Origin of the sequence: Brevibacterium sp. HMSC22B09, from assembly GCF_001806795.1 — a bacterium.
Taxonomy (GTDB): domain Bacteria; phylum Actinomycetota; class Actinomycetes; order Actinomycetales; family Brevibacteriaceae; genus Brevibacterium; species Brevibacterium ravenspurgense.
Window position 1 is genome coordinate 81,063 of sequence record NZ_KV785993.1, and the last position, 20,003, is coordinate 101,065.

Consider the following 20,003-nt stretch of genomic DNA (forward strand, 5'->3'; position numbering starts at 1 on the left):
TTACAGCAGAGCTGCCGGTGCGCGGTCAGTGCCGGATGCCGGAGACCCCAACAGCTTTAGCCCCATGTGCGTCCATCGCCTTTCAACCGCAGATTCTGGCCAATCAGCAAGGGCTGCTGTCATAGCCAGAACGTCAAGATAGTCCTGATACAGCCGTGACGAAATCGTGGCACCCGAAGAGCCGAGGGCGCGCAGTATGCGGCCGTCGAGAATCATGGGCTTGTCGGCTGTTTCCAAAGACCATTCCGGCTGTGAGAAATAGGCGAGCTTGGTGAAAGTGGACGGTCCGATGAACGGTACGGCGCCGTTCCACAGGGAAAATGTTTCCGCGGCGGTAAGCCCGCGCCCGCGGTCGACGAGATCGGCAAGAACCTGACCGAAGCCATCGACTGCCGGTGCGCGGCACGCTCGATAGACGCTGCGGGCCTGTGTGCCGCTGCCGTAGGCGGCCGCTGCGGCGAAGAACTCCACGGCATCCTCAGCGGTGCTCACGCCGCGGCCCAGCGCAAACAGCTGACCGCGCGAAATGCGCGCTCTGCCGTTCCAGCCGTCGGAGTGCAGAACTTCCGGCAGCGGGCAGTCCTCCGGCCACCACTGGGCGAAATGCTGCGGACAGAATTCAATTTCATCGGTTGATTCGCTGCCGTGGGGAGTGCCCAGTTCGCGGCAGAGTTCCAGGGGTGATGGAAATGACATGATGGCCTCTTTTCTGCTGCTCGTGCCGACACTCTTACACGAGGCACTGACACAGCGAGGCCACGCTGCCTGCGGTGGTTTCCGCGGACTGTTCTTACAGCCAGGCGGTGACGAGCGAATCCCTGCTCTCAAACACGCCAAGACGCGCTGTTGCGCGGGTGAGCGCAACATAGAGATCGCCCACGGCAGTCGAATCCCCGGCGGGTGCGAAGTCAGCCGGCTCGACGAGGGCGACAGCATCGAACTCCAGGCCTTTTGCCTGATGGGGCTGCAGCAGGGCAATGGGGAAGTCGATGCCGGACGTGCCGATGCCGTACTCGACGCCAGCCTCCTCCAACGCCTGTGCAGCTTCCCGCAGCTGTGGCGAGGTGCCGATGACCGCGGCTCGACCGCCTCCCAACTCTCGCAGCTGTCCGGCCGCCCAGACAGCGGCAGCCGGCGGCACCTCGTCAGAGGAAAGCCGGGCCACTGCGGGAGCCGTGTCGCCATCGCGAACCGGTGTGGGCACCTCGAGGTTGGGGAAGTGCGTGCGCAGCAGCGCGTTCGCCGGTTCCAAGATCGAAGCGGGAGTTCGGTAGGAGACCGTCAGCTCGGTCAGCGACAGGCGGGAACCCACGTGCGGGGAGAGCACACTCTCCCACGTGCGCGCGGCATCCGTCAGACTGGCTTGAGCGAGGTCGCCGACAATCGTGGCGGACTTGCTCGGCACCCGCCTGAACAGCAGGCGCAGCTGCATGGGGCTGAGCTCCTGAGCTTCGTCGACAACCAGATGTCCGTAGGTCCACTCGCGATCCTCCGCGGCGCGCTCCGCCAGCGGACGATGATCGCCGCCATCGGAAAAGCGCTGGGCGAGCACCTCAGCAGACACGAAATCTGACGTGCCCATCATGTCGTTGACAGCCTGCGCGTACTCCGTTTCTGCGTTCGCTCGCGGACGCACCTCAGCCGAGCCCAGCAGCTCCTCGAGTTCGTCGAGCAGCGGAATGTCCTCAACCGTGATCGGCTCGTCCTTGCCGCGGCGCAGGCGAGCCATCTCCTCGTAGGACAGCAGGCCATCGCAGGCGGCAACGAGTTTCGCCGGCTTCGTGTACAGGTCACTCAGCACACGACCAGCGCTGACAGGCAACCAGCACAGGTTGATGGCTCGGCGCACATCCGTCGACATGCGCAGGTCGGCCATGTGGTGGCCGCGCGGATCATCCATGCCGGCCAGGGGTGAGTTCTGCAGCAGCTGTTCGACGAGTTCGTCGAGGATCTGCTGGACAAAGCCTTCGCGCGCCGCGTTGTGGGGCTTGCCCGAGCGCTGCGCGTTCTTGATCGCCTTGCGCACGGCCTTGCGTTTGAGAGTGACCCGCTGCGCACCGACGGCGAGCTCTTGGTCGCCGTCGGGCACCCGCTGGTAGCCGCGCACAGCGCGCTTGATGACGTCGACCATCCGCAGGCTGCCCTTGACGGCGGCGGTTTTCGGCCCGTCGTGCAGACTGGCCTCGTAGCCGGGCAGCAGCTGGCCGGGGGTCAGAAGAACAGCGCCGGTTTCGCCGAGGCTGGGCAGCACCTGTTCGATGTACTTGAGGAAAACCGGCGTGGGGCCGACGATGAGCACACCCGAACCGGCGATTTTGGTGCGCTGCCTGTACAGGAGGTATGCGGCGCGGTGCAGGGCCACCGCGGTCTTCCCGGTGCCGGGTCCACCCTGGACGACAACCGTTTGGTCGGCGGGGCGGCGGATGATTTCGTCCTGCTCTGCCTGAATTGTCGCGACGATATCGCCCATGCGTCCCGTGCGGTGGCTTTCGAGTGCTGCCATGAGCGCGCCTTCGCCGTGCAGGTCGTCGCGTTCGGCGGCGGTCAGCGCATCGAGGTCCAGGACGTCGTCTTCCAGGCCGATGACGGTGCGCCCTCGTGTGGCGATGTGCCTTCTGCGGATGACGCCGGTGGGGTTGGCTGCGGTGGCCCGGTAGAACGGTTCGGACGCGGGTGCTCGCCAGTCCATGAGCAGCTGAGTCTGGTCGGAATCTGAAATGCCGATGCGCCCGATGTAGGTGGTCTTGTCATCAGCCATGTCGAGCCTGCCGAAGCACAGGCCGGTTTCAGCTTCGCGCAGGCGCAGCAGCTGGTCTTCGTACATGGTGGCGAAGGCATCGCGCTCTGAGCGGTTTTGGTGGTTGCCGCCGACTTTGGATGCCCGAACGGCGCTGAGTTTGCTGTGCGTTTCTTCGCGCAGGCTGTCCAAGCGCTCATAGACGCGGGAAACGTATGTCTGTTCCCGCTGGATTTCGCTGTTTTCCGGCACCGTTCTCCCTCCGATCGGCATTCAATTATGCCGTGGCCGCGCCCGCGCGCACGCACTGGGGTGGGCCGGGATTCAACGGCCGGTGAAAGCTGTCAGCTGTGTGCCCTCGAGGACGCGGGCAACTGCGGGCCCACCGCGCAGGGCGCGGGCCACGATGCCGGGTTCGGGTGGGGTGTGGGCGGCGATTCCGACCGCGTTGCCGTAGCGGCGACCGCGCATGTTGCCCGGGTCGATTGCCAGGGCGACGTAGGGAAAAGACTGCTGCAGTAAGCGCAGTTCGCCTTTCAGCCGCTCATGAGGTGGAGCTGCCGCGATATTGAGCAGGAAAGTGCCGCTGGGGGCCAGTACGTTCGCGCACTGGTCGAAGAACTCGCGTGTTGCCAAGGGCGCCGGAGTTTCGCTTCCGGCGAAGGCGTCGCGGACAAGCACGTCGAGGCTGCCGGTCCGGAAGGTGTGGATTTCACGTGCGCCGTCACCCGCGCGCAGCGCCAGCCGGGGCTTCTTCGGCAGGTCGAACCACTCCCGGACTTTGTCCAGCAGGGCGGCATCGATGTCGATGGCTGTCTGCTTAGAACCGGGACAGTGCGCGTCAATCCAGCGGGGCAGACTGCAGCCTCCGGCCCCGATATGAACTGCTCTCAGGGGTGTTCCGCGCCCATCGGCGTCATCGTGGCGCACCCGGACGATCCTCGACATCCAATCGAGGTACTCGAAATCCAGCCGCAGGGGATCGGACAGGGTGACGCAGGACGACGGGACCCCGTTGACCCACAGGACGTATGAGTCGGGTTCGCCGGCAACGGCCTCAAGCACAGCTGTGCCCGTGTCGATGTCTACTTCGCGCTCAGCGGATCGTCGTTGTCTGCCCATGCCGTCAGTCTAGGGAGGCTCGCACTCAGGTTCGCCAGCCTGTGCACAACTTGGCCTCTGTCCACAGCCTCCCGCCACCTGTTTTCACTGCGGAGGTGAGTGGAAAACACTTCTGGCATGAAGAAGATCACCATCAGAACACCGGAAGACATTATTGAAACCGCAGTGGACATGCTCGGCTATAGACCGGAGGATTCGCTGGTCCTCCTGGGCATCATGGATCCCAACACAGAAGGACCCGGCCTGGGCGTGCTCCGCATCGACTACAGCACAGCCGCCGCACTGGGCTTCGCCGATGGATCCGCAGGAGACGTTGTGGACCTCGTGCACGGTCTTGGCAGCGTGAAAACCGTGCTGCCAGTCGTTTTCTGTGATGACCTCTACGACATTCTCGGATTGGGCGGGCCGATAGAGGCGCAGTCGTGGAAAGTGCACCGCGACGGCATCTACGCGGTCTGCGATCTGCTGGTCGACTCCGGCTATGACGTGGGGCGGCCCGTGTGGTCCGCGGGTGAACTGTGCGGTGATTTTGCCGCTCCGCGTGATGTGCGCCAGTGCAACACGGAAAACAGCCGCCCGGCTGGCATCGCGGAAGCGGCTGCACTGCCAACCCCAGAGCTCGAAATCGTACGGGCCAAAGAGTTCTTCGGGACACCAACAGTGCCGTTCCCGAAGCTGGCCGACGCTCTGGCAAAGGTGGAGAGCCTGCACGCGGAAGGCGTCGCGCCAGAAGAGTGCGCCCGGGCATTCTCGCCACAGGCACTCAACGCGGCTGAGGCCATGCTGACCAATCCGCGCAGGCGGGACCTAGTCATGCTCCTCATGGTTTTTCAGAATCCCGGACTGCGGCCGGCCGAACTGCCAGCAGAGTGTGACGAGCATACGGAAGGTTGGCTGTTGGAAGAGTTTGTTCATCCCGAGTACATGAGCGAGTGCGTGGGCTACAGTGCGGCGCTGCCCGATATGCGCCGGCTGCAGCTGGGGTGTGAAGTCATGAAGATGATTGCGGCCTACGCCTCGAGTGAGGCTCTGCCTGATGCGCTCGCGGTTCTCGCATGGCTGGAATGGGTCAGGGGGCGTTTGTCGTTCTCGGACTACTACGCTGCAGCGGCTCTTCACCTGGATTCAGAGCACTCGCTGGCACGGCTGCAGGCGGCCGCGGCCGAACAGGCGGTGCTGCCCGGCTGGCTGCGACACGAGCGGTTTGACGAAGTCGATTGGGTCTGAGCGGAATACCGTGAGAAGATAAAGTGTTGACCCGGTAGGTCCCAGCATCCGGCGCAGCCAGCTTAAGCCCAGCTTGAGCACGGCAGGCCGCGTGTGAAGACTTGACTTGGGTCTTACTAGTGCCATGAAGACTCAAGGCACCGCAGACGCAGTGAAAGGTGAACCGTGCCGACCGCACCCAAGGACTCCACGAAGACCAGCGCAGACGACTCGGCTGCCAAGAAGACGACGGCGAGGAAGCCCGCGTCCAAGACCACCGCCAAGAAGAGCACCGCGACGACAGCGAAGTCGAAGGCGGCCGGAACAAAGGCGACCGCTGCTAAGAAGACCACGGCGGCGAAGTCGACCACTGCTGCGAAGAAGACGACCGCCAAGTCGACGACTGCGAAGAAGTCGACCGCCAAGTCGAGCACTACCAAATCCACGGCTGCGAAGAAGTCCACGGCAGCTAAGTCCACTGCGGCTAAGTCGAGCACCGCTAAGAAGACAACAGCCGCGAAGTCCACGGCTGCGAAGAAGTCCACCGCTGCCAGGAAGACTGCGGTCGAGGAAACACCGGAAGTCGAAGAAACCACAACGACAACAGCGACGAAGAAGACCGCTGCCAAGAAGCCGGCTGAAAAGCCCGCGGCGAAGAAGTCGACTCGCAAGAAGAAGGACGACGAGCTCGTCGAAGACATCGAAACCCCGGAAGAACCGGAAGAGACCGACGACGCCGAAGCAACCGAAACCCGCAACGCCGAAGAAGAAAAGAAAGACGAAGAAGTCAAAGAAGCAGGCGGCTTCGTCGTTTCTGACGCTGATGATGACGACCAGCCCACGGTGCAGGTTGTCAGCGCGGGCGCGACAGCAGACCCGGTCAAGGACTACCTCAAGCAGATCGGCCGCGTGGCACTGCTCAACGCGGCAGAAGAAGTTGACCTCGCCAAGCGGATCGAAGCCGGAATGTACGCCGAGCACCTGCTGAACAACGGCGAAGTCAAAGAAGCTCGCGACCAGCGCGACTACAAGTGGATCATCCACGACGGCCGCATCGCTAAGAACCACCTGCTGGAGGCCAACCTTCGTCTGGTTGTCTCGCTGGCCAAGCGCTACACCGGCCGCGGCATGCTGTTCCTCGACCTCATCCAGGAAGGCAACCTCGGTCTGATTCGCGCGGTCGAAAAATTCGACTACACGAAGGGCTTCAAATTCTCCACCTACGCCACGTGGTGGATCCGCCAGGCAATCACCCGTGCCATGGCCGACCAGGCACGCACCATCCGCATCCCGGTGCACATGGTGGAAGTCATCAACAAGCTGGCCCGCGTGCAGCGTCAGATGCTGCAGGACCTGGGCCGCGAACCCACCCCGGAAGAGCTCGCCAAGGAACTCGACATGACGCCCGAACGCGTTGTCGAAGTGCAGAAGTACGGCCGCGAGCCCATTTCACTGCACACCCCGCTGGGCGAAGACGGCGATTCCGAATTCGGTGACCTCATCGAAGACTCCGAAGCCGTTGTACCCGCTGACTCCGTGAGCTTCACTCTGCTGCAGGAACAGCTCCACTCGGTGCTTGACACCCTGTCGGAACGCGAAGCCGGTGTGGTCTCGATGCGGTTCGGACTCAACGACGGCCAGCCGAAGACCCTTGACGAAATCGGCAAGGTGTACGGCGTGACCCGCGAACGCATCCGCCAGATCGAATCGAAGACCATGGCGAAGCTGCGCCACCCCTCGCGCTCCCAGGTGCTGCGCGACTACCTCGACTGATACGCGGAACAGCCGCAGAGACAATCAGGCCCGACCCCGTCAAACGGGGCCGGGCCTGATCTCTTACCTGCGAAGTTTCAGTCAGAAAGACCTGCAGCCGCCCAGAGCTGAAGCGGAAGGCTTACAGCCAGTTGGGTTCGATTACGCCGAAAGCCGCATTGTGCGGGTCGATGAACTTGGCGACACGTCCGCGGGGAGTGTCGGTCGGCTTGACCAGCAGGGCGCCGCCGAGTTCGGGTACCTTCTGGGCAAAGGCATCGACGTCTTCAACCATGTAGAACGCTTCCCAGTGCGAGGGGATCTGCGTGCCGGAAAGGTCCACGACAGCGGCCGTCAGATCAACATCACCCGGCATGGTGAACAGCTGGGCTTCTTCGCGGATGGTCGACGGTCCGGTGCTCGTGGTCCAGCCGAACACCTCAGAGTAGAAGTCCGCCTTTTCAGGGGAGTGAGTGTGCAGCTCGAAGTAGACGGCCGCACCGAGTTCGCCCACTGTTCCCAGTCCGCGGGAATCGTCAAAGGTCAGCGCGCCGAATGCCGTGCCGCCGGAGTCCGAGACAAGCGCAACCGATGCTTCGCCATCGAATTCGGGAACGACCGTCATTGCCTGTCCGCCGCTGGCGTCAACAGCGGTGAGGAAGGTGTCGAGCGATTCAGCGCGGAAGTAGACAGACCAAAAGCCAGGCTGGCCTTCCGGCGCCTGCGGCGGCTGTGGGCTGATGCCTGCGGCGGCGCGTCCGCCGAGCAGCGCCTGCGACCCAAGGCCAAGGGGGCCTGCGCCGCTGAACTCCCAGCCGAAGAGTTCGCTGTAGAACTTAGTGGAAACATCCGACTGCGGGGAGCTGAGCTCCAACCAGACGGGTTGAGCAGATTGAGCAGTGTAGTCAGTCACCCGGCCATTGTCGCAGGTAAAGCTGTCGTGGTCAGCCGCGGCCCTTGAAGTAGTCTTCGATGCCGGCAGCCAGCCCCTCGGCGTAGCGCTTGCGGCCGGAATCCGTCTTCATGGTCTTTGCTTCTTCCGGGTTGCGCATTTCGCCCATCTCCATGAGCACGGCTGGCACCGTGGCGTGATTGAGACCGCCGAGATCTGTGCGCTCGATGATGGTCTTCTTGCCATAGCTGGGGTTGGCGCGGAAGTCCGCATCTTTGAGGCCTTTCACAAGGCTGGTGGCCAGCTTCTTGGATTCAGCGTGTTCGCGGTCCGGTGCGATGATGGCGCCGAAGCCGAACGGCTTGGTGCTTTCGGAGCCGTTGGCGTGGATGCTGACGAGGATGTCCGCCTCGGCTGCGAACTTCCCGCGCTCATCAACGCACGGGCCGATGCCGGTGTCGTCTTTGCGCGACATGATGACGCTCGCACCTTTGTCTTCGAGCAATGTGCGCAGATGCTCAGCAACTTTCCAATTGAATTCGTGTTCGGCAAAGCCATCTGGTGTGGCTGTTCCGGTTGTGTTGCACGCTTTTGTTCCGCCGCGGCCGTCATCGACCTGCCGGGAGATCTTTGAGGCGTTCTTCATGTTGCCGCCGTTGTGGCCGGGGTCGACTGCGATCGTCAGTCCAGCCAGCGGCTGGGAGTCCTCGTCTTCTGTCGGGGTGCTCGAGGGCGCATCACTCGCTGCGGTTGGGGTTGCCGGTGCTGACGAGGTGCCGGGCCCGGGTGTGCCGCCAGCGCACCCGGTCAGGAGGAGGGCACAGAGTGCGGCAGCAAGGGCGGGGGAGCGCAGAATCATACGAACATTGAAGCACATCCGGTATGACAGGGCGGCGGGCAAATCCACGGGCTTTCGCCGGCTGAGCCCTACAATGGCAGGGCATCAGAGGGAAAGGACGTGGAAGTGGCGGCCAAAGCAGAGTACGGCGCACAGCAGCTCCAGGTACTGGAAGGGCTCGACGCGGTTCGCAAACGGCCCGGTATGTACATCGGCTCCACTGATTCGCGCGGTCTCATGCACTGCCTGTGGGAGATCATCGACAATTCCGTCGATGAAGCCCTGGCCGGCTACGGAGAAGAGATCACTGTGACTCTCTATCCTGACGGCTCGGTCGCGGTGGACGACTGTGCGCGCGGCATTCCCGTTGACATCGAACCGAAGACAGGTCTGAGCGGTGTAGAACTGGTCATGACGAAGCTGCACGCCGGCGGTAAGTTCGGCGGCGGTTCCTATGCTGCGGTCGGTGGTCTGCACGGTGTTGGCGGTGCTGTTGTCAATGCGCTGTCCGAACGTATGGACGTCGAAGTCACCCGTGCTTCCAAGGTTCACCGTCTGTCGTTCCGACGGGGTCGGCCCGGACGTTTCGCCGATGACGGCGCCCCCAGCCCTGAAAGTCCGTTCACTGAGAACAAGCCGGGTGAAAAGCTCGAGATCATCGGCAAGGCCAAGCGGGGTGTCACCGGAACGCGGGTGCGCTACTGGGCTGACCCGCAGATCTTCCTGAAAGACGCCGACTTCGAATACGACAAGCTCGTTGACCGTGCCCGGCAGACCGCGTTCCTCGTTCCCGGTCTGAAGATCACAATCGTCGACGAACGCGGCATTGCGCGCGACGAAGCAGGCGAGGTCATTGAACGTCGCGAAGAAGAGTTTCGCTATGACGGTGGAATCTCCGCGTTTGCCGATCATCTGGCGCTTGACCCGGCTGTCACCGATGTGTGGCGCTTCAGCGGCAAGGGCGATTTCACGGAAACTGTTCCAGTCCTCGATAAGACCGGCCACATGGTGTCAACCGATGTCGACAGGGAAGTCGATGTTGACATCGCCCTGCGCTGGGGGACTGGCTTCGACACTCGGATCAAGAGCTTCGTCAACATCATCGCCACCCCTAAGGGCGGCACCCACCAGGCGGGCTTCGAAGCAGGCCTCGTGAAGACGGTCCGCAAAGCAGTTGAAGCCAATGCCCGCAAACTCAAAGTCGGCAAGGACAAACTCGATAAAGAGGACGTCCTGGCCGGGCTGACGGCTGTCGTCACCGTCAAGCTTGCCGAACCGCAGTTCGAAGGACAGACAAAAGAGGTTCTTGGAACGCCCGCGGTCCGTCAGATTGTCAGCAAAGTCGTCGAAGACGGCCTGACTGAACGTCTTGAGGCAAGCAAACGCCAGGAAAAGGCTCAGGCGAACGCGCTTTTGGAAAAGGTTGTCGCGGAAATGAAATCGCGCATCTCCGCGCGCACGCATCGCGACAACCAGCGACGCAAAAACGCCCTCGAATCCTCGGCTCTGCCCGCCAAGCTCTACGACTGCCGCATCAGTGACGGTGACAGCACCGAGCTGTTCATCGTCGAAGGCGATTCGGCGATGGGAACCGCAAAGGCCGCCAGGAACTCTGAACACCAGGCGCTGTTCCCCATTCGCGGCAAGATCCTCAACGTGCAGAAAGCAAGCGTGTCGGACATGTTGGCGAATGCCGAGTGTGCGGCGCTGACCCAGGTGATCGGCGCCGGTTCCGGTCGCAGCTTCGACCTGGAGGCTGCCCGCTACGGCAAGGTCATCATCATGACCGACGCGGATGTTGACGGCGCCCACATTCGGACCCTGCTGCTGACGCTGTTCTTCCGCTACATGCGTCCGCTGGTCCAAGCTGGCCGCGTGTTTGCCGCAGTGCCGCCGCTGCACCGCATTGAGGTCATCAACCGCGGCAAAGCCAATGACGTCATCTACACCTATTCGGAAGCTGAGCTTCACCGTGAGCTGAAGAAGCTCGATCGGCGCGGCAAAGCCTACAAGCCGCCGCAACGCTACAAGGGGCTCGGCGAAATGGATGCCGACCAGCTTGCCGAAACGACGATGGATCCCGCGCATCGGCTTCTTCGCCGTGTCACGATGGACGATGCCGGCGCTGCCGAGACCACGTTCAACCTGCTCATGGGATCTGAGGTTGCCCCGCGCCGCGAATTCATCGTGTCCGGTGCCGACGTCATGGACTCCGAGAAGATCGACGCCTGATCAGCAGGGCCTTCAACAGCCCATTCTGAATTCTGAGACACCCGTGACCACGCATGCTCAGCGTGCTCACAGAAAGTTCCCTGCCGGTAGTCTAGAACCGGCATAATAATGACCGGTTCGTCGTGCGCGTGCACATCTGGCGGACCAAGCCGAACAAGGAGGCGATTGTGGATCCGGTGCTCATCGGCAGGTGGCAATTCGGCATCACCACGGTCTATCACTTCTGGATGGTTCCGCTGACCCTCGGTTTGGGTCTGCTGGTTGCAATCTTCCAGACGATGTACACCCGTACAGGTGACGAAAAGTGGCTGCGCGGAACGAAGTTCTGGGGCAAGCTCTTCCTCGTCAACTTCATCATGGGCGTTGCCACCGGCATCGTCCAGGAATTCCAATTCGGTATGGCCTGGTCGGAATACTCGAAGTTCGTTGGCGACGTCTTCGGTGCTCCTCTGGCTATGGAAGCGCTCATCGCGTTCTTCCTCGAATCGACATTCCTCGGCCTGTGGATCTTCGGCTGGGGTCGACTGTCCAAGCGCGCACACCTGACTGTTCTGTGGTGTGCTGTTATCGGTGCGTGGATCTCGGCGTACTTCATTATCGTCGCCAACTCCTGGATGCAGCACCCGGTCGGCGTTGAAATGGTCGACGGCCGTCCCGTCATGACCAACATCTGGGCAGTTCTCACGAACAACACCGCAATCGCTGCCTACACCCACACGCTTGCAGGTTCGCTCGCCTGCGGTGCCGCCTTCATGCTCGGCATTGCCTGGTACCACCTGTACCGCCGCCGCAGGGACGGCATCGACACGGTCGATGAGAAGGGCCGCGTCGTCGTGGGCGAAAACCCCGCTGTGCCCGGCCGCGACAAAAAAGACCACGAAGTGTGGTTCAAGTCGCTGCGTATCGGCGGTTGGGCCGCAGTCATCGCTTTCGTCGCGGTTGCCATCACCGGTGACATTCAGGCCAAGCTCATGTACGAACAGCAACCCATGAAGATGGCCTCAGCGGAAGCCGCCTGCTCCGACGGCACCTCGTTCTCGGTGCTGACGATCGGCATCCCCGACTCCAACCACTGTGACGACACGAAGACCCTCATCGAGGTTCCCGGTCTGCTGTCCTTCCTCGTCCACTCGAACTTCACGGAAGAAGTCCCCGGCGTGAAGACGCTTCTGCCGGAATACGAAGAGAAATTCGGCGGCGTCATCCCGGATGACCCCATGTACCGCGACTACGCGGGACAGAAGATCGACTACCAGCCGCTGATGATCGTCACCTATTGGGGCTTCCGCTTCATGATCGGATTCGGTGCTCTCGCCGCGATCTTCGCCGGCTACGCACTGTTCGCCACCCGCAAGGGAACCGTGCCGAAGTCGAAGTTCCTCGCACACCTGTCGCTGTGGGGCATCGCGGCACCGTTCGTTGCCAACTCGGCCGGATGGGTGTTCACCGAAATGGGCCGCCAGCCGTTCGTTGTGGCCCCCAATATGGGTGCTGACGGCGTCGACGGGGTCATGCTCTACACGGCCGCGGCGATCTCTCCGTCCGTTTCCGCCGGCGCCATGCTGTTCAGCCTGGTCGCCCTGACCCTGCTGTACGGCGGTCTGATGGTCGTCGAGCTCATCCTCATCATCAAGTACGCCCGCGGCGGTGTCGCGGCTGCTATGCCCGAACTCGACACTTCGGGAAGCAAGCCGAGCGCCGAGCACGAAGACGACGACGTCCTGTCGTTCGCCTACTAAGGAGACGCTGTGGAAGCCCTTTCAACTCTGTGGTTCATCCTCATCGCTGTCCTGTGGACGGGGTACCTCATCCTCGACGGCTTCGACCTCGGCGCGGCCATGATGATGAAGACCTTCGCGAAAAGCGAAAAAGAACAGCGTGTTCTGCTCAATTCGTTCGGACCCGTATGGGACGGCAACCAGGTGTGGCTGCTGACCGCCGGCGGTGCGACGTTCGCGGCGTTCCCGCTGTGGTACGCCTCGCTGTTCTCCGCCCTGTACGTGCCGCTTACGCTGGCGCTGCTCGCACTCATCCTGCGCGCCGTGTCGATTGAATACCGCGGCAAGGTCAATTCGCAGCGCTGGCGCGACGCCTGGACCTGGTGCCTGTCGCTCGGTTCGGCGACCGCGGCCTTCTGCGTCGGCGCGATGCTGGCGTTGAGCACCACCGGTATGCCGATCAACGACAACGGCGACAACGTGGGCGGTGCCTTCGCGTGGGTCAACATCTACGCGATCGTGGGCGGCCTGGCCATCCTCGGCTTCGCCTACCTGCAGGGCCTGCTGTTCACGGCTCTGAAGTCGCACGGCGAAATGCGCGTACGCGCACGTGCACAGGCAAAGAAGCTCCTGCCGCTTCTGCTGCTGTTCGCCGCTGTGTGGGTGCTGATCGTCCAGTTCAAGTTCGGCAACATCGCCGGTGCTGTGATCATCGCCGTTGCGGTGCTGGCAGCAGTTGTGACGTGGATGAGCATCGGCGAGAACACCGAGCTGCGCGCCTTCCTGTTCAACGGCGTGTTCCTCGGGGCAGGTGTTGCGAGCCTGTTCGTCAACATCTACCCGCGCGTGCTGCCGTCGTCGATCGATGACTCCCTGTCGCTGACAGTCACCTCTGCTTCTTCGTCGGACTACACGCTCGGCGTGATGCTCGTCGTCACGGTGATCTTCCTGCCGATCGTTCTGGGCTACACCGTGTATTCGTACCGCGTGTTCGCTCGTCGTATTCACGAAAAGCACCTGCCTCCGGCGCACAGCGTTCCGGTGGCAATCGCCAGCTACCACGCGTGAGTTCACCGTGGGCTCCAGCGTCCGCCGTCCCCTCGGGGCGGCGGGCGCTTGGCGTTCTTGTGGGGGTGGCCGCAGCCAAGGCGTTGGGGCTGGTGCTCATTGCCGAGGCTGCCGCTCGGGGTGTCACCGGGGTGATGGTCGGCGAGGATGTTTCGCTGGCTGTTTTCCTGGGTGTGCTCGGGGCTTTTGTGCGCGGGGCCGCGGCGTGGGCCCAGCGGGCTGCCGGAGCACGCGCCGCCGTGGGCGTCAAAACGGCTCTGCGCCGGAAGCTCATCGGCCGCTCGGTCGGTTCCGGCGGGCGGGATCTTGACATTGACGACGGTGCGCTGGTTCTGACCGCCACGCGTTCGCTGGATGACCTCGACGACTATTTCACGGGTGTTCTGCCCGCTTTGACGGCTTCTGCTGTCATCCCTCTTGCGGTTATCGTCCGCGTTGTCTTCGCCGACTGGGTTTCAGCGGCACTCCTTGTCATCACGCTGCCCCTTGTGCCGGTGTTCATGATCCTCATAGGTCGCTATACCGAGGAGCGCGTGGGGCAGGCGCTGAAGTCTCTTGATCGCCTGTCGGACAACCTGGTGGAACTTGCGCGCGGCCTCCCGGTTCTTGTGGGGCTGGGACGCGTGCGTGCGCAGACGGAAGCTCTTGTGCGCATCAGCGACAGCTACCGGCGCACCACGATGCAGACGCTCAAGGTCGCGTTTCTGTCTGCTCTGGCTCTCGAGCTCATCTCCACTCTGTCGGTTGCTCTCGTAGCGGTTTTCATCGGCGTCCGCTTGGTGAACGGGACGCTTGATCTGAGCGCCGGTCTGCTGGCTCTTGTTCTGGCCCCCGAGGTGTTCTTGCCCCTGCGTCAGCTGGGTGCGGCTTTTCACTCCACTGAGAACGGACTGGCCGTTTTCGACCGCATTCGTGGTCTCATCGCCTCTCCGCGGTCTGCTGTTTTCGGCTCCCGAGGTGCGGAGTCGGCCGGGTCGGAGGTGACTGTTCAGTTTGCCGAGGTGTCGGTTTCCTACGGCGATTCTGTCGCGCTGCCGCCGGTGTCGGGACAGATCGGCCCGGGTTTGACTGTTCTGACTGGGGCTTCTGGCGCTGGGAAGTCGACTTTCCTGGGTGTCCTCGCCGGTCTTGTGCGGCCGGGGGAGACCGCCTCGGTCACCGGCAGCCTGACGGGGGTTCCGGACTCACTGGCCTTTGCAGATCAGAGTCCCCGCTTCTTCACTTCGACGGTAGGCGAGGAGCTCCGCCTGTTCGGCGGTTCCGAGATTGATACGGCTGCTCTGAAGCAGCGCGCGGCTCTCGACCTGGATGATGCCGCCGCTGTGGATGCGCTCAGCCCCGGTGAAGCTCGGAGACTGTCCTTGGCGCGAGCTTTTGCGCGCGTGGATTCAGGGGCGCAGCTGCTGATTGTCGACGAACCGACAGCGCACCTTGACGACGCCTCTGCCGCGCGCATTCGACGGGAACTGCAGACCATCAGCGAATCCTGCCCCGTCATTGCGGCAAGCCACGATCCAGTGCTGACAGCAGCAGGAACACGCCTGCACATCGGCGCGCCAGCACGGGACCTCGACGCGGTGGAACCGGCAGCGGACCCTGTCGAGTCGAACACTCGCCCAAACCTCGACGAAGGTGCGGAGGACGTCCGCCCCGCCTCGACATGGCAGCTGCTTCGGCGTGCAGCCGATGCCGTCGGCTTCACGACGGGACGCTTTTGGCTGGGTGTTCTGTCGGCGGTCGGTGCTGTCGCCGCCGGCACGGCGCTGACCGCAGTGTCGGCCTGGCTCATCGTCTACGCCTCATTCCAGCCGCCCATCATGTACCTGCTGGTGGCGATCGTCGGGGTGCGGTTCTTCGGCCTGAGCCGTTCTGTTCTGACCTACACTCACCAGCTCAACCTGCATCACGCGATCCTGGGCAAACTGGCTTCGCTGCGCAGGCAGCTGTGGCAGACCTTTGCCCGCGAGGGAACAGCCAACCGCGCTGTTGCGCGAAGCGATGTGGCTTTGCGCAGGCTGGTGTCTGATGTCGATGACATCAGGGACGCGGCACCTCGGGTTCTGGTTCCCCCGCTTGTTGCAGTCATCATCGGTGCAGCGGCTGTCGTAGTCTTCTGGATTTTCCTGCCTCAGGCGGCACTGGCGCTTGCTGCTGTTCTTGCGCTGGCGCTCACCGTGGGACCAGCTGCTGCGCTCTTGGCTGAGCGCCGGGCCGGTGTGCAGCGCCTGGAATACCGGGCGCGCGTGCTGGGGCAGCTCACCCGGCTGCTGGCTGCTAAGTCAGATCTCATCGCCAACGGCAAAGCCGATGCGGCCGCAGCTGCGCTGATCGAAGAAGATGAAAGAGTCGGCGCGTTTGAAAAGCGCATCCTGCAGTCTTCTGGGCTCGGCGAGGGAATAGTCACGTTCCTGTTGTCGGCTCTGAGCGCTCTCATGCTCGTCATCGCCGGCCCCGCGGTGATTTCCGGCAGCATTTCTGCGGAAGCTCTGGCGATCCTCGTGCTCGTACCGCTTGCCCTCATTGATGCTTACCTCGATTCCCTGCGGGCCGTTCAGCAGTGGCCGGCACTGGCTTCCGTCCTGCAGCGCGTACCTGAACTCGGTGCGGAAGAAGAACATGATGCGAAGCAGCAGCACCCGGTCGAATCGATCCGCAGTGCGCAGCTGCGCGGCATTCGCGCATCGTGGCCCACCGGCCCGGAGATTCTCACGGGGGTCAACGCCGATATCGTGCGAGGGCGATGGACGACGGTCACCGGGCCTTCTGGTTCGGGCAAGACCACTCTCGTGTCCGTCATCCTGCGGTTCCTCGACCCAAGCGCTGGGACCTACACGGCAGACGATGCGAACCTGCTTAAGGTGGGGCCGGAAGACCTCGCGGGCACAGTCGCCTGGTGTCCGCAGGAAGCACACGTCTTCAATTCCAGTCTGCGCGCGAACCTGCTCATTGCGCGCGATCGTGATGACCGGCCCGGCGATGACGAGCTGCTTGAAGTGCTGCGGCGCGTGGGACTGGACGAACTTGCGCGCGAACGCGGTCTGGATGCTGTCATCGGCGCCGGGGGAGAGTTCCTCTCCGGTGGGCAGAGGGGACGACTGGCGATTGCCCGCACCCTCCTGACAGGTGCCGATGTGATCGTCATCGACGAACCGACCGCACACCTCGACGTCGAGACCGCACAGGCGCTTATGGCGGATCTGCGCGAAACTCTTGATGACCGCGCTGTCGTCATGGTGACCCACGACCAGCGGTGGGTCAGCGCTGATGATCTGCGGGTGAAGCTGTAGAGCTCAGTCGCGTTTTGTGCCGAACATGATCTCGTCCCAGCTGGGGACGGACGACCGGCCGCGCTTAGCTTCTTTCTGTTCCGTTTGTTCCGCCGGCTGGGGGCTTGCAGCAGCGTCACCGCCGTCGAAAACCCCCGGTTCATCCAGCAGTGACGGCTGCGCGTCAGTGTGCTCTTCTTCCGGTGGGCTCACAGCGAGCACGGAGTCATCATCGGCCTCTTCGGGCCGCGACAGTGCGGTGTGCGCTCCGTCAGGTTCGGTTTCCGGCATTTCCGGCACTGAGCGCAGACCTGTGGGAGCCTGCGCTGATTCGGCCTCCTGTGTACGGGCGCGGCGCCTGCGGAGGCTTTCGAGAATGCGTCCCGTCTCGGCCTGGTGATCAGCGGACTTCGGGGTGCGGTCCTGGTCTTCGAAGTCGAAAACACGTTCATCAGGGCTGCCGAAGTTGGGGATCGGTCCGGAATCAGCAGGGCCGGCTTCCGACAGCCAGCGCGCCTCGTCGTCGACAGCGTGGACATTTCGCTCGCGGTACTCCCAGCGCGCAGTCTTCTGCGTGCCGCGGATCGCGAAGGCCAGTTCGACGTTCCACACGCCCTCATCGGACCGCCAGGCGTCCCACTGGAGGCTGTCAGTGTCAGCTCCGCGCTTCTCCAGGCGCTCCATGGCGACATCGCGCAGCGGGCGCGGCGTGTGGTCGCGGCTGCCGTCTTCGTAGACAGGGCTTTGGCCGGCGCTGTGGGCAATGTGGCGGCGCTCAGCCAGGACGGGCTGTTCAAAGGCCTTGATGTGGTCGAGATCCCCGCCGGTGGCATCCGCGACTTCCTCAGCGGTAAGCCCCGAGCGGATCATCGCCTGAATAGCCTTGGGCCTCAGCTGACCGCGCCCGTAGGAGCGGGTGGCCTGCTGGGTGCGCAGGCGGCGCACCGCGGCAAGAAGTTCGTCGTCGACGCGAAGCCGATATTCGGCTCCCTGTGCATCGCGCAGCACAAGCGCACCGGACGCGTCAGCTGCGTGAAAAGACAGTTCCGTCACTCGAATCACACCTTCCTGTAGCCGTTCCATATTTTCACGGGCCGCGGCCCGATGGGCGCACCAGCGGCGGCGAGTCGTCAAGCCCCGGCGACCAGGCGACGCGCAGAAGCTCCACGGTAGACTTCAGGCATGACCTCATCTTCGGTTTCTCCCTTCGATTCGATTGTCCTCATGTCCTTCGGCGGACCCAACAAGGCTGAAGAAGTCGTGCCGTTCCTCAAGAACGTCACGGCCGGCCGCGGCATCCCCGAGGAGCGTCTCGAAGAAGTGGGTGAACACTACTTCGCCTTCGGAGGAAAATCGCCGATCAACGAACAGAACATCGCTCTTCTGGAAGCGCTGAGGAAGGAAGTCAGCGCGCGCGGCATTGATGCCCCCGTTGTGTGGGGCAACCGCAACTGGGACCCGTACCTTGACGACGTTCTGCGCGAGCGCGCACAGGCTGGAGACTCCCGCTTCATCGCTGTGACCACATCGGCCTACTCCAGCTACTCATCGGACCGCCAGTACCGCGAAGACTTCGCCAAGGCCAGCCAGAAGCTCGCCGGCGAGGGGATCAACGTTGAAATCGACAAGATCCGCCAGTACTACAACCACCCGGGATTTGCCGACACGCAGGTGAAGATCGTCCGCGAAGCACTGGCTGAATTCGCGCAGAAAACCGGTGGGCTCGATCCGCAGAAACACCGGGTTCTGTACGTGACGCACTCAATCCCGGACACCATGCAGGCAGCCTCGGAAAAGTGCACCATCGGCTACGAAGCGCAGCACCGACAGCTCATGGACTATGTTGCCGCCCAGCTGGGTGACGAACAGCCGCTTGAACAGGAACTCGTATTCTGCTCGGAATCCGGCCCGGCACACATCCCGTGGTCTCAGCCGGACATCAACGACCGCATGGACGAACTTGCCGAAGAAGGCGTGACCGGTGTGGTCGTTGTTCCGTTCGGCTTTGTCTCCGACCACATGGAGGTCGTCTACGACCTTGACACGGAGGCAAAGGAAACAGCTGACAAGCACGGCTTCGCATTTGTGCGAGCCGCAACTGTCGGCACCGACCCGGTGTTCGTCAGCGGGCTTGTCGACCTCATCCTGGAACGTGCCGCACAGGTGCGCGGTGAAGAGGTCAGCGCACCGGCCGTGACGGAAGAAGGGGCGCTCATTGACGGTTCCGGCGCAGGCTCCGTCGAATGCTGCCGCGGTCGGGAAGACCGGCCCACGATGCCGAACTGGGCTGACTGATCACCCTTTGAGCACAGAAAAGGGGCGGCTTCGGCCGCCCCTTTCGTATGCGAATCGTCAGTCCTCAGGGTCGTCGATAACCGGGATTGTGCCGGTTTCTGCGGCGAGGACCTTCTTCAGCTCGGACGTGTCGAGATCGTTTTCACCGGCGATGTTGACGGTATCGCTCAGCTCTTCGAGCAGGGCCTGTTCGCGGAACTCATCGCCGGCCTCGCGGGCTTCGGCGAGTTGTTCACGCAGGAGCTCGACTTTGTTGTCGAGTCCTTCAGCAAAACCTGACATGGGAGCCTCCCTTCTCAAACATCAGCATCATCGGCAGTCCGCATGAACTGAATATGAACACGATGATGTTGAGCCTCCAAATTACCAAAGTAAGAAAAAACAGCAGAAATCACCCGGTCTGCAGTTGCGCAAAAGCAAATGAAGGTGCATTATTCGGGATGACCCGCACATGAGCCGGTCTTTCACAGACTTCAACCAGATGCCGCCGGAGTGTGACCAGTACAAATGGCAACCGACTACGACGCCCCGCGTAAGCAGGATGACGAGATCAGCGCTGACTCCATCGAAGAGCTCAAAGCGCAGCGCAATCAGGCGCAGGCCAGCCAGGTAGACGAAGACGAAACGGCCGCGGCCGAAGATTTCGAGCTGCCGGGTGCCGACCTTTCGAACGAAGAGCTCTCGGTGCGCGTTCTGCCGCGTCAGAACGACGAATTCACCTGCATGGAGTGCTTCCTGGTTCGCCATCGTTCGCAGCTGGCGGAAGACAACGACGGGGTCCTCGTCTGCTCGGACTGCGCTGGCTGATACCGCGGGCGCGGGCTGAGCGCACAGGCGCAGACGAACACAGACATAGGCAGCGGGGGCGAGAACAGAT

At 62.8% G+C, this 20,003-nt stretch carries 15 protein-coding genes; 8 read left to right on the forward strand and 7 right to left on the reverse strand.

All coding sequences use genetic code 11. From position 1 onward, the window contains the following. From HMPREF3087_RS00665 to HMPREF3087_RS00675, 3 genes are all read right to left on the reverse strand, one after another. Window positions 1-696, reverse strand: coding sequence for an 8-oxoguanine DNA glycosylase OGG fold protein (locus HMPREF3087_RS00665; RefSeq protein ID WP_061941270.1), 696 nt, complete (start codon window positions 694-696; stop codon window positions 1-3). A 94-nt stretch (window positions 697-790) separates the two neighbouring features. Beyond that, window positions 791-2,989, reverse strand: a complete 2,199-nt coding sequence (locus HMPREF3087_RS00670) for a HelD family protein (protein ID WP_083271944.1) — start codon at window positions 2,987-2,989, stop codon at window positions 791-793. A 72-nt stretch (window positions 2,990-3,061) separates the two neighbouring features. Beyond that, entirely contained in the window at window positions 3,062-3,859 is a 798-nt protein-coding gene (locus HMPREF3087_RS00675; protein ID WP_061941266.1) for a spermidine synthase, read from the reverse strand. Window positions 3,860-3,976: 117 nt separating this feature from the next. Between HMPREF3087_RS00675 and HMPREF3087_RS00680 the strand changes: the two genes are divergently transcribed. Next, on the forward strand, window positions 3,977-5,086 hold the full coding sequence (locus HMPREF3087_RS00680; protein ID WP_070427686.1) for a DUF4192 family protein: 1,110 nt from the start codon (window positions 3,977-3,979) through the stop codon (window positions 5,084-5,086). A 165-nt stretch (window positions 5,087-5,251) separates the two neighbouring features. Continuing rightward, the gene (locus HMPREF3087_RS00685; RefSeq protein WP_070427687.1) at window positions 5,252-6,838 is read left to right on the forward strand and encodes an RNA polymerase sigma factor; all 1,587 of its coding nucleotides are present in this window, start codon (window positions 5,252-5,254) and stop codon (window positions 6,836-6,838) included. Between the two features lie 121 nt (window positions 6,839-6,959). Here HMPREF3087_RS00685 and HMPREF3087_RS00690 read toward each other — a convergent pair whose 3' ends face one another. Continuing rightward, a complete protein-coding gene (locus HMPREF3087_RS00690; protein WP_061941260.1) occupies window positions 6,960-7,730 on the reverse strand; it encodes a VOC family protein in 771 nt (256 codons plus the stop codon). Between the two features lie 31 nt (window positions 7,731-7,761). Next, window positions 7,762-8,568, reverse strand: coding sequence for an N-acetylmuramoyl-L-alanine amidase (locus HMPREF3087_RS00695; RefSeq protein ID WP_070427689.1), 807 nt, complete (start codon window positions 8,566-8,568; stop codon window positions 7,762-7,764). A gap of 99 nt (window positions 8,569-8,667) precedes the next feature. On the opposite strand from HMPREF3087_RS00695, the gene HMPREF3087_RS00700 reads away from it, so the two are divergent. From HMPREF3087_RS00700 to cydC, 4 genes are all read left to right on the forward strand, one after another. Continuing rightward, on the forward strand, window positions 8,668-10,779 hold the full coding sequence (locus tag HMPREF3087_RS00700) for a DNA gyrase/topoisomerase IV subunit B (RefSeq protein WP_082784650.1): 2,112 nt from the start codon (window positions 8,668-8,670) through the stop codon (window positions 10,777-10,779). Window positions 10,780-10,946: 167 nt separating this feature from the next. Then, a complete protein-coding gene (locus HMPREF3087_RS00705; RefSeq protein WP_070427700.1) occupies window positions 10,947-12,518 on the forward strand; it encodes a cytochrome ubiquinol oxidase subunit I in 1,572 nt (523 codons plus the stop codon). Window positions 12,519-12,527: 9 nt separating this feature from the next. Beyond that, window positions 12,528-13,565 carry a cytochrome d ubiquinol oxidase subunit II gene (cydB, locus tag HMPREF3087_RS00710; protein WP_070427690.1) on the forward strand — a complete coding sequence of 346 codons (1,038 nt, stop codon included), beginning with the start codon at window positions 12,528-12,530 and terminating at the stop codon, window positions 13,563-13,565. Then, window positions 13,562-16,852, forward strand: coding sequence for a thiol reductant ABC exporter subunit CydC (cydC, locus tag HMPREF3087_RS00715; protein ID WP_256172983.1), 3,291 nt, complete (start codon window positions 13,562-13,564; stop codon window positions 16,850-16,852). Before cydB ends, cydC begins: the two co-directional genes overlap by 4 nt. Window positions 16,853-16,855: 3 nt before the next feature. Here the strand turns inward: cydC and sepH are convergent, their stop codons facing one another. Then, window positions 16,856-17,884, reverse strand: coding sequence for a septation protein SepH (gene sepH / locus HMPREF3087_RS00720; RefSeq protein WP_070427692.1), 1,029 nt, complete (start codon window positions 17,882-17,884; stop codon window positions 16,856-16,858). A 129-nt stretch (window positions 17,885-18,013) separates the two neighbouring features. On the opposite strand from sepH, the gene HMPREF3087_RS00725 reads away from it, so the two are divergent. Then, window positions 18,014-19,126, forward strand: coding sequence for a ferrochelatase (locus HMPREF3087_RS00725; RefSeq protein WP_061941251.1), 1,113 nt, complete (start codon window positions 18,014-18,016; stop codon window positions 19,124-19,126). Window positions 19,127-19,183: 57 nt separating this feature from the next. Here HMPREF3087_RS00725 and HMPREF3087_RS00730 read toward each other — a convergent pair whose 3' ends face one another. Next, window positions 19,184-19,408, reverse strand: coding sequence for a hypothetical protein (locus HMPREF3087_RS00730; protein ID WP_061941250.1), 225 nt, complete (start codon window positions 19,406-19,408; stop codon window positions 19,184-19,186). A 225-nt stretch (window positions 19,409-19,633) separates the two neighbouring features. Between HMPREF3087_RS00730 and HMPREF3087_RS00735 the strand changes: the two genes are divergently transcribed. Next, on the forward strand, window positions 19,634-19,933 hold the full coding sequence (locus HMPREF3087_RS00735) for a DUF4193 domain-containing protein (protein ID WP_019175241.1): 300 nt from the start codon (window positions 19,634-19,636) through the stop codon (window positions 19,931-19,933). Window positions 19,934-20,003 lie beyond the last annotated feature (70 nt).

Bases quoted from the DNA above. Each gene is read 5' to 3' on its own strand.
- HMPREF3087_RS00665 (WP_061941270.1), bottom strand. From the start codon at position 696: ATGTCATTTCCATCACCCCTGGAACTCTGCCGCGAACTGGGCACTCCC.
- HMPREF3087_RS00675 (WP_061941266.1), bottom strand. From the start codon at position 3,859: ATGGGCAGACAACGACGATCCGCTGAGCGCGAAGTAGACATCGACACG.
- HMPREF3087_RS00680 (WP_070427686.1), top strand. From the start codon at position 3,977: ATGAAGAAGATCACCATCAGAACACCGGAAGACATTATTGAAACCGCA.
- HMPREF3087_RS00695 (WP_070427689.1), bottom strand. From the start codon at position 8,568: ATGATTCTGCGCTCCCCCGCCCTTGCTGCCGCACTCTGTGCCCTCCTC.
- HMPREF3087_RS00725 (WP_061941251.1), top strand. From the start codon at position 18,014: ATGACCTCATCTTCGGTTTCTCCCTTCGATTCGATTGTCCTCATGTCC.
- HMPREF3087_RS00730 (WP_061941250.1), bottom strand. From the start codon at position 19,408: ATGTCAGGTTTTGCTGAAGGACTCGACAACAAAGTCGAGCTCCTGCGT.
- HMPREF3087_RS00735 (WP_019175241.1), top strand. From the start codon at position 19,634: ATGGCAACCGACTACGACGCCCCGCGTAAGCAGGATGACGAGATCAGC.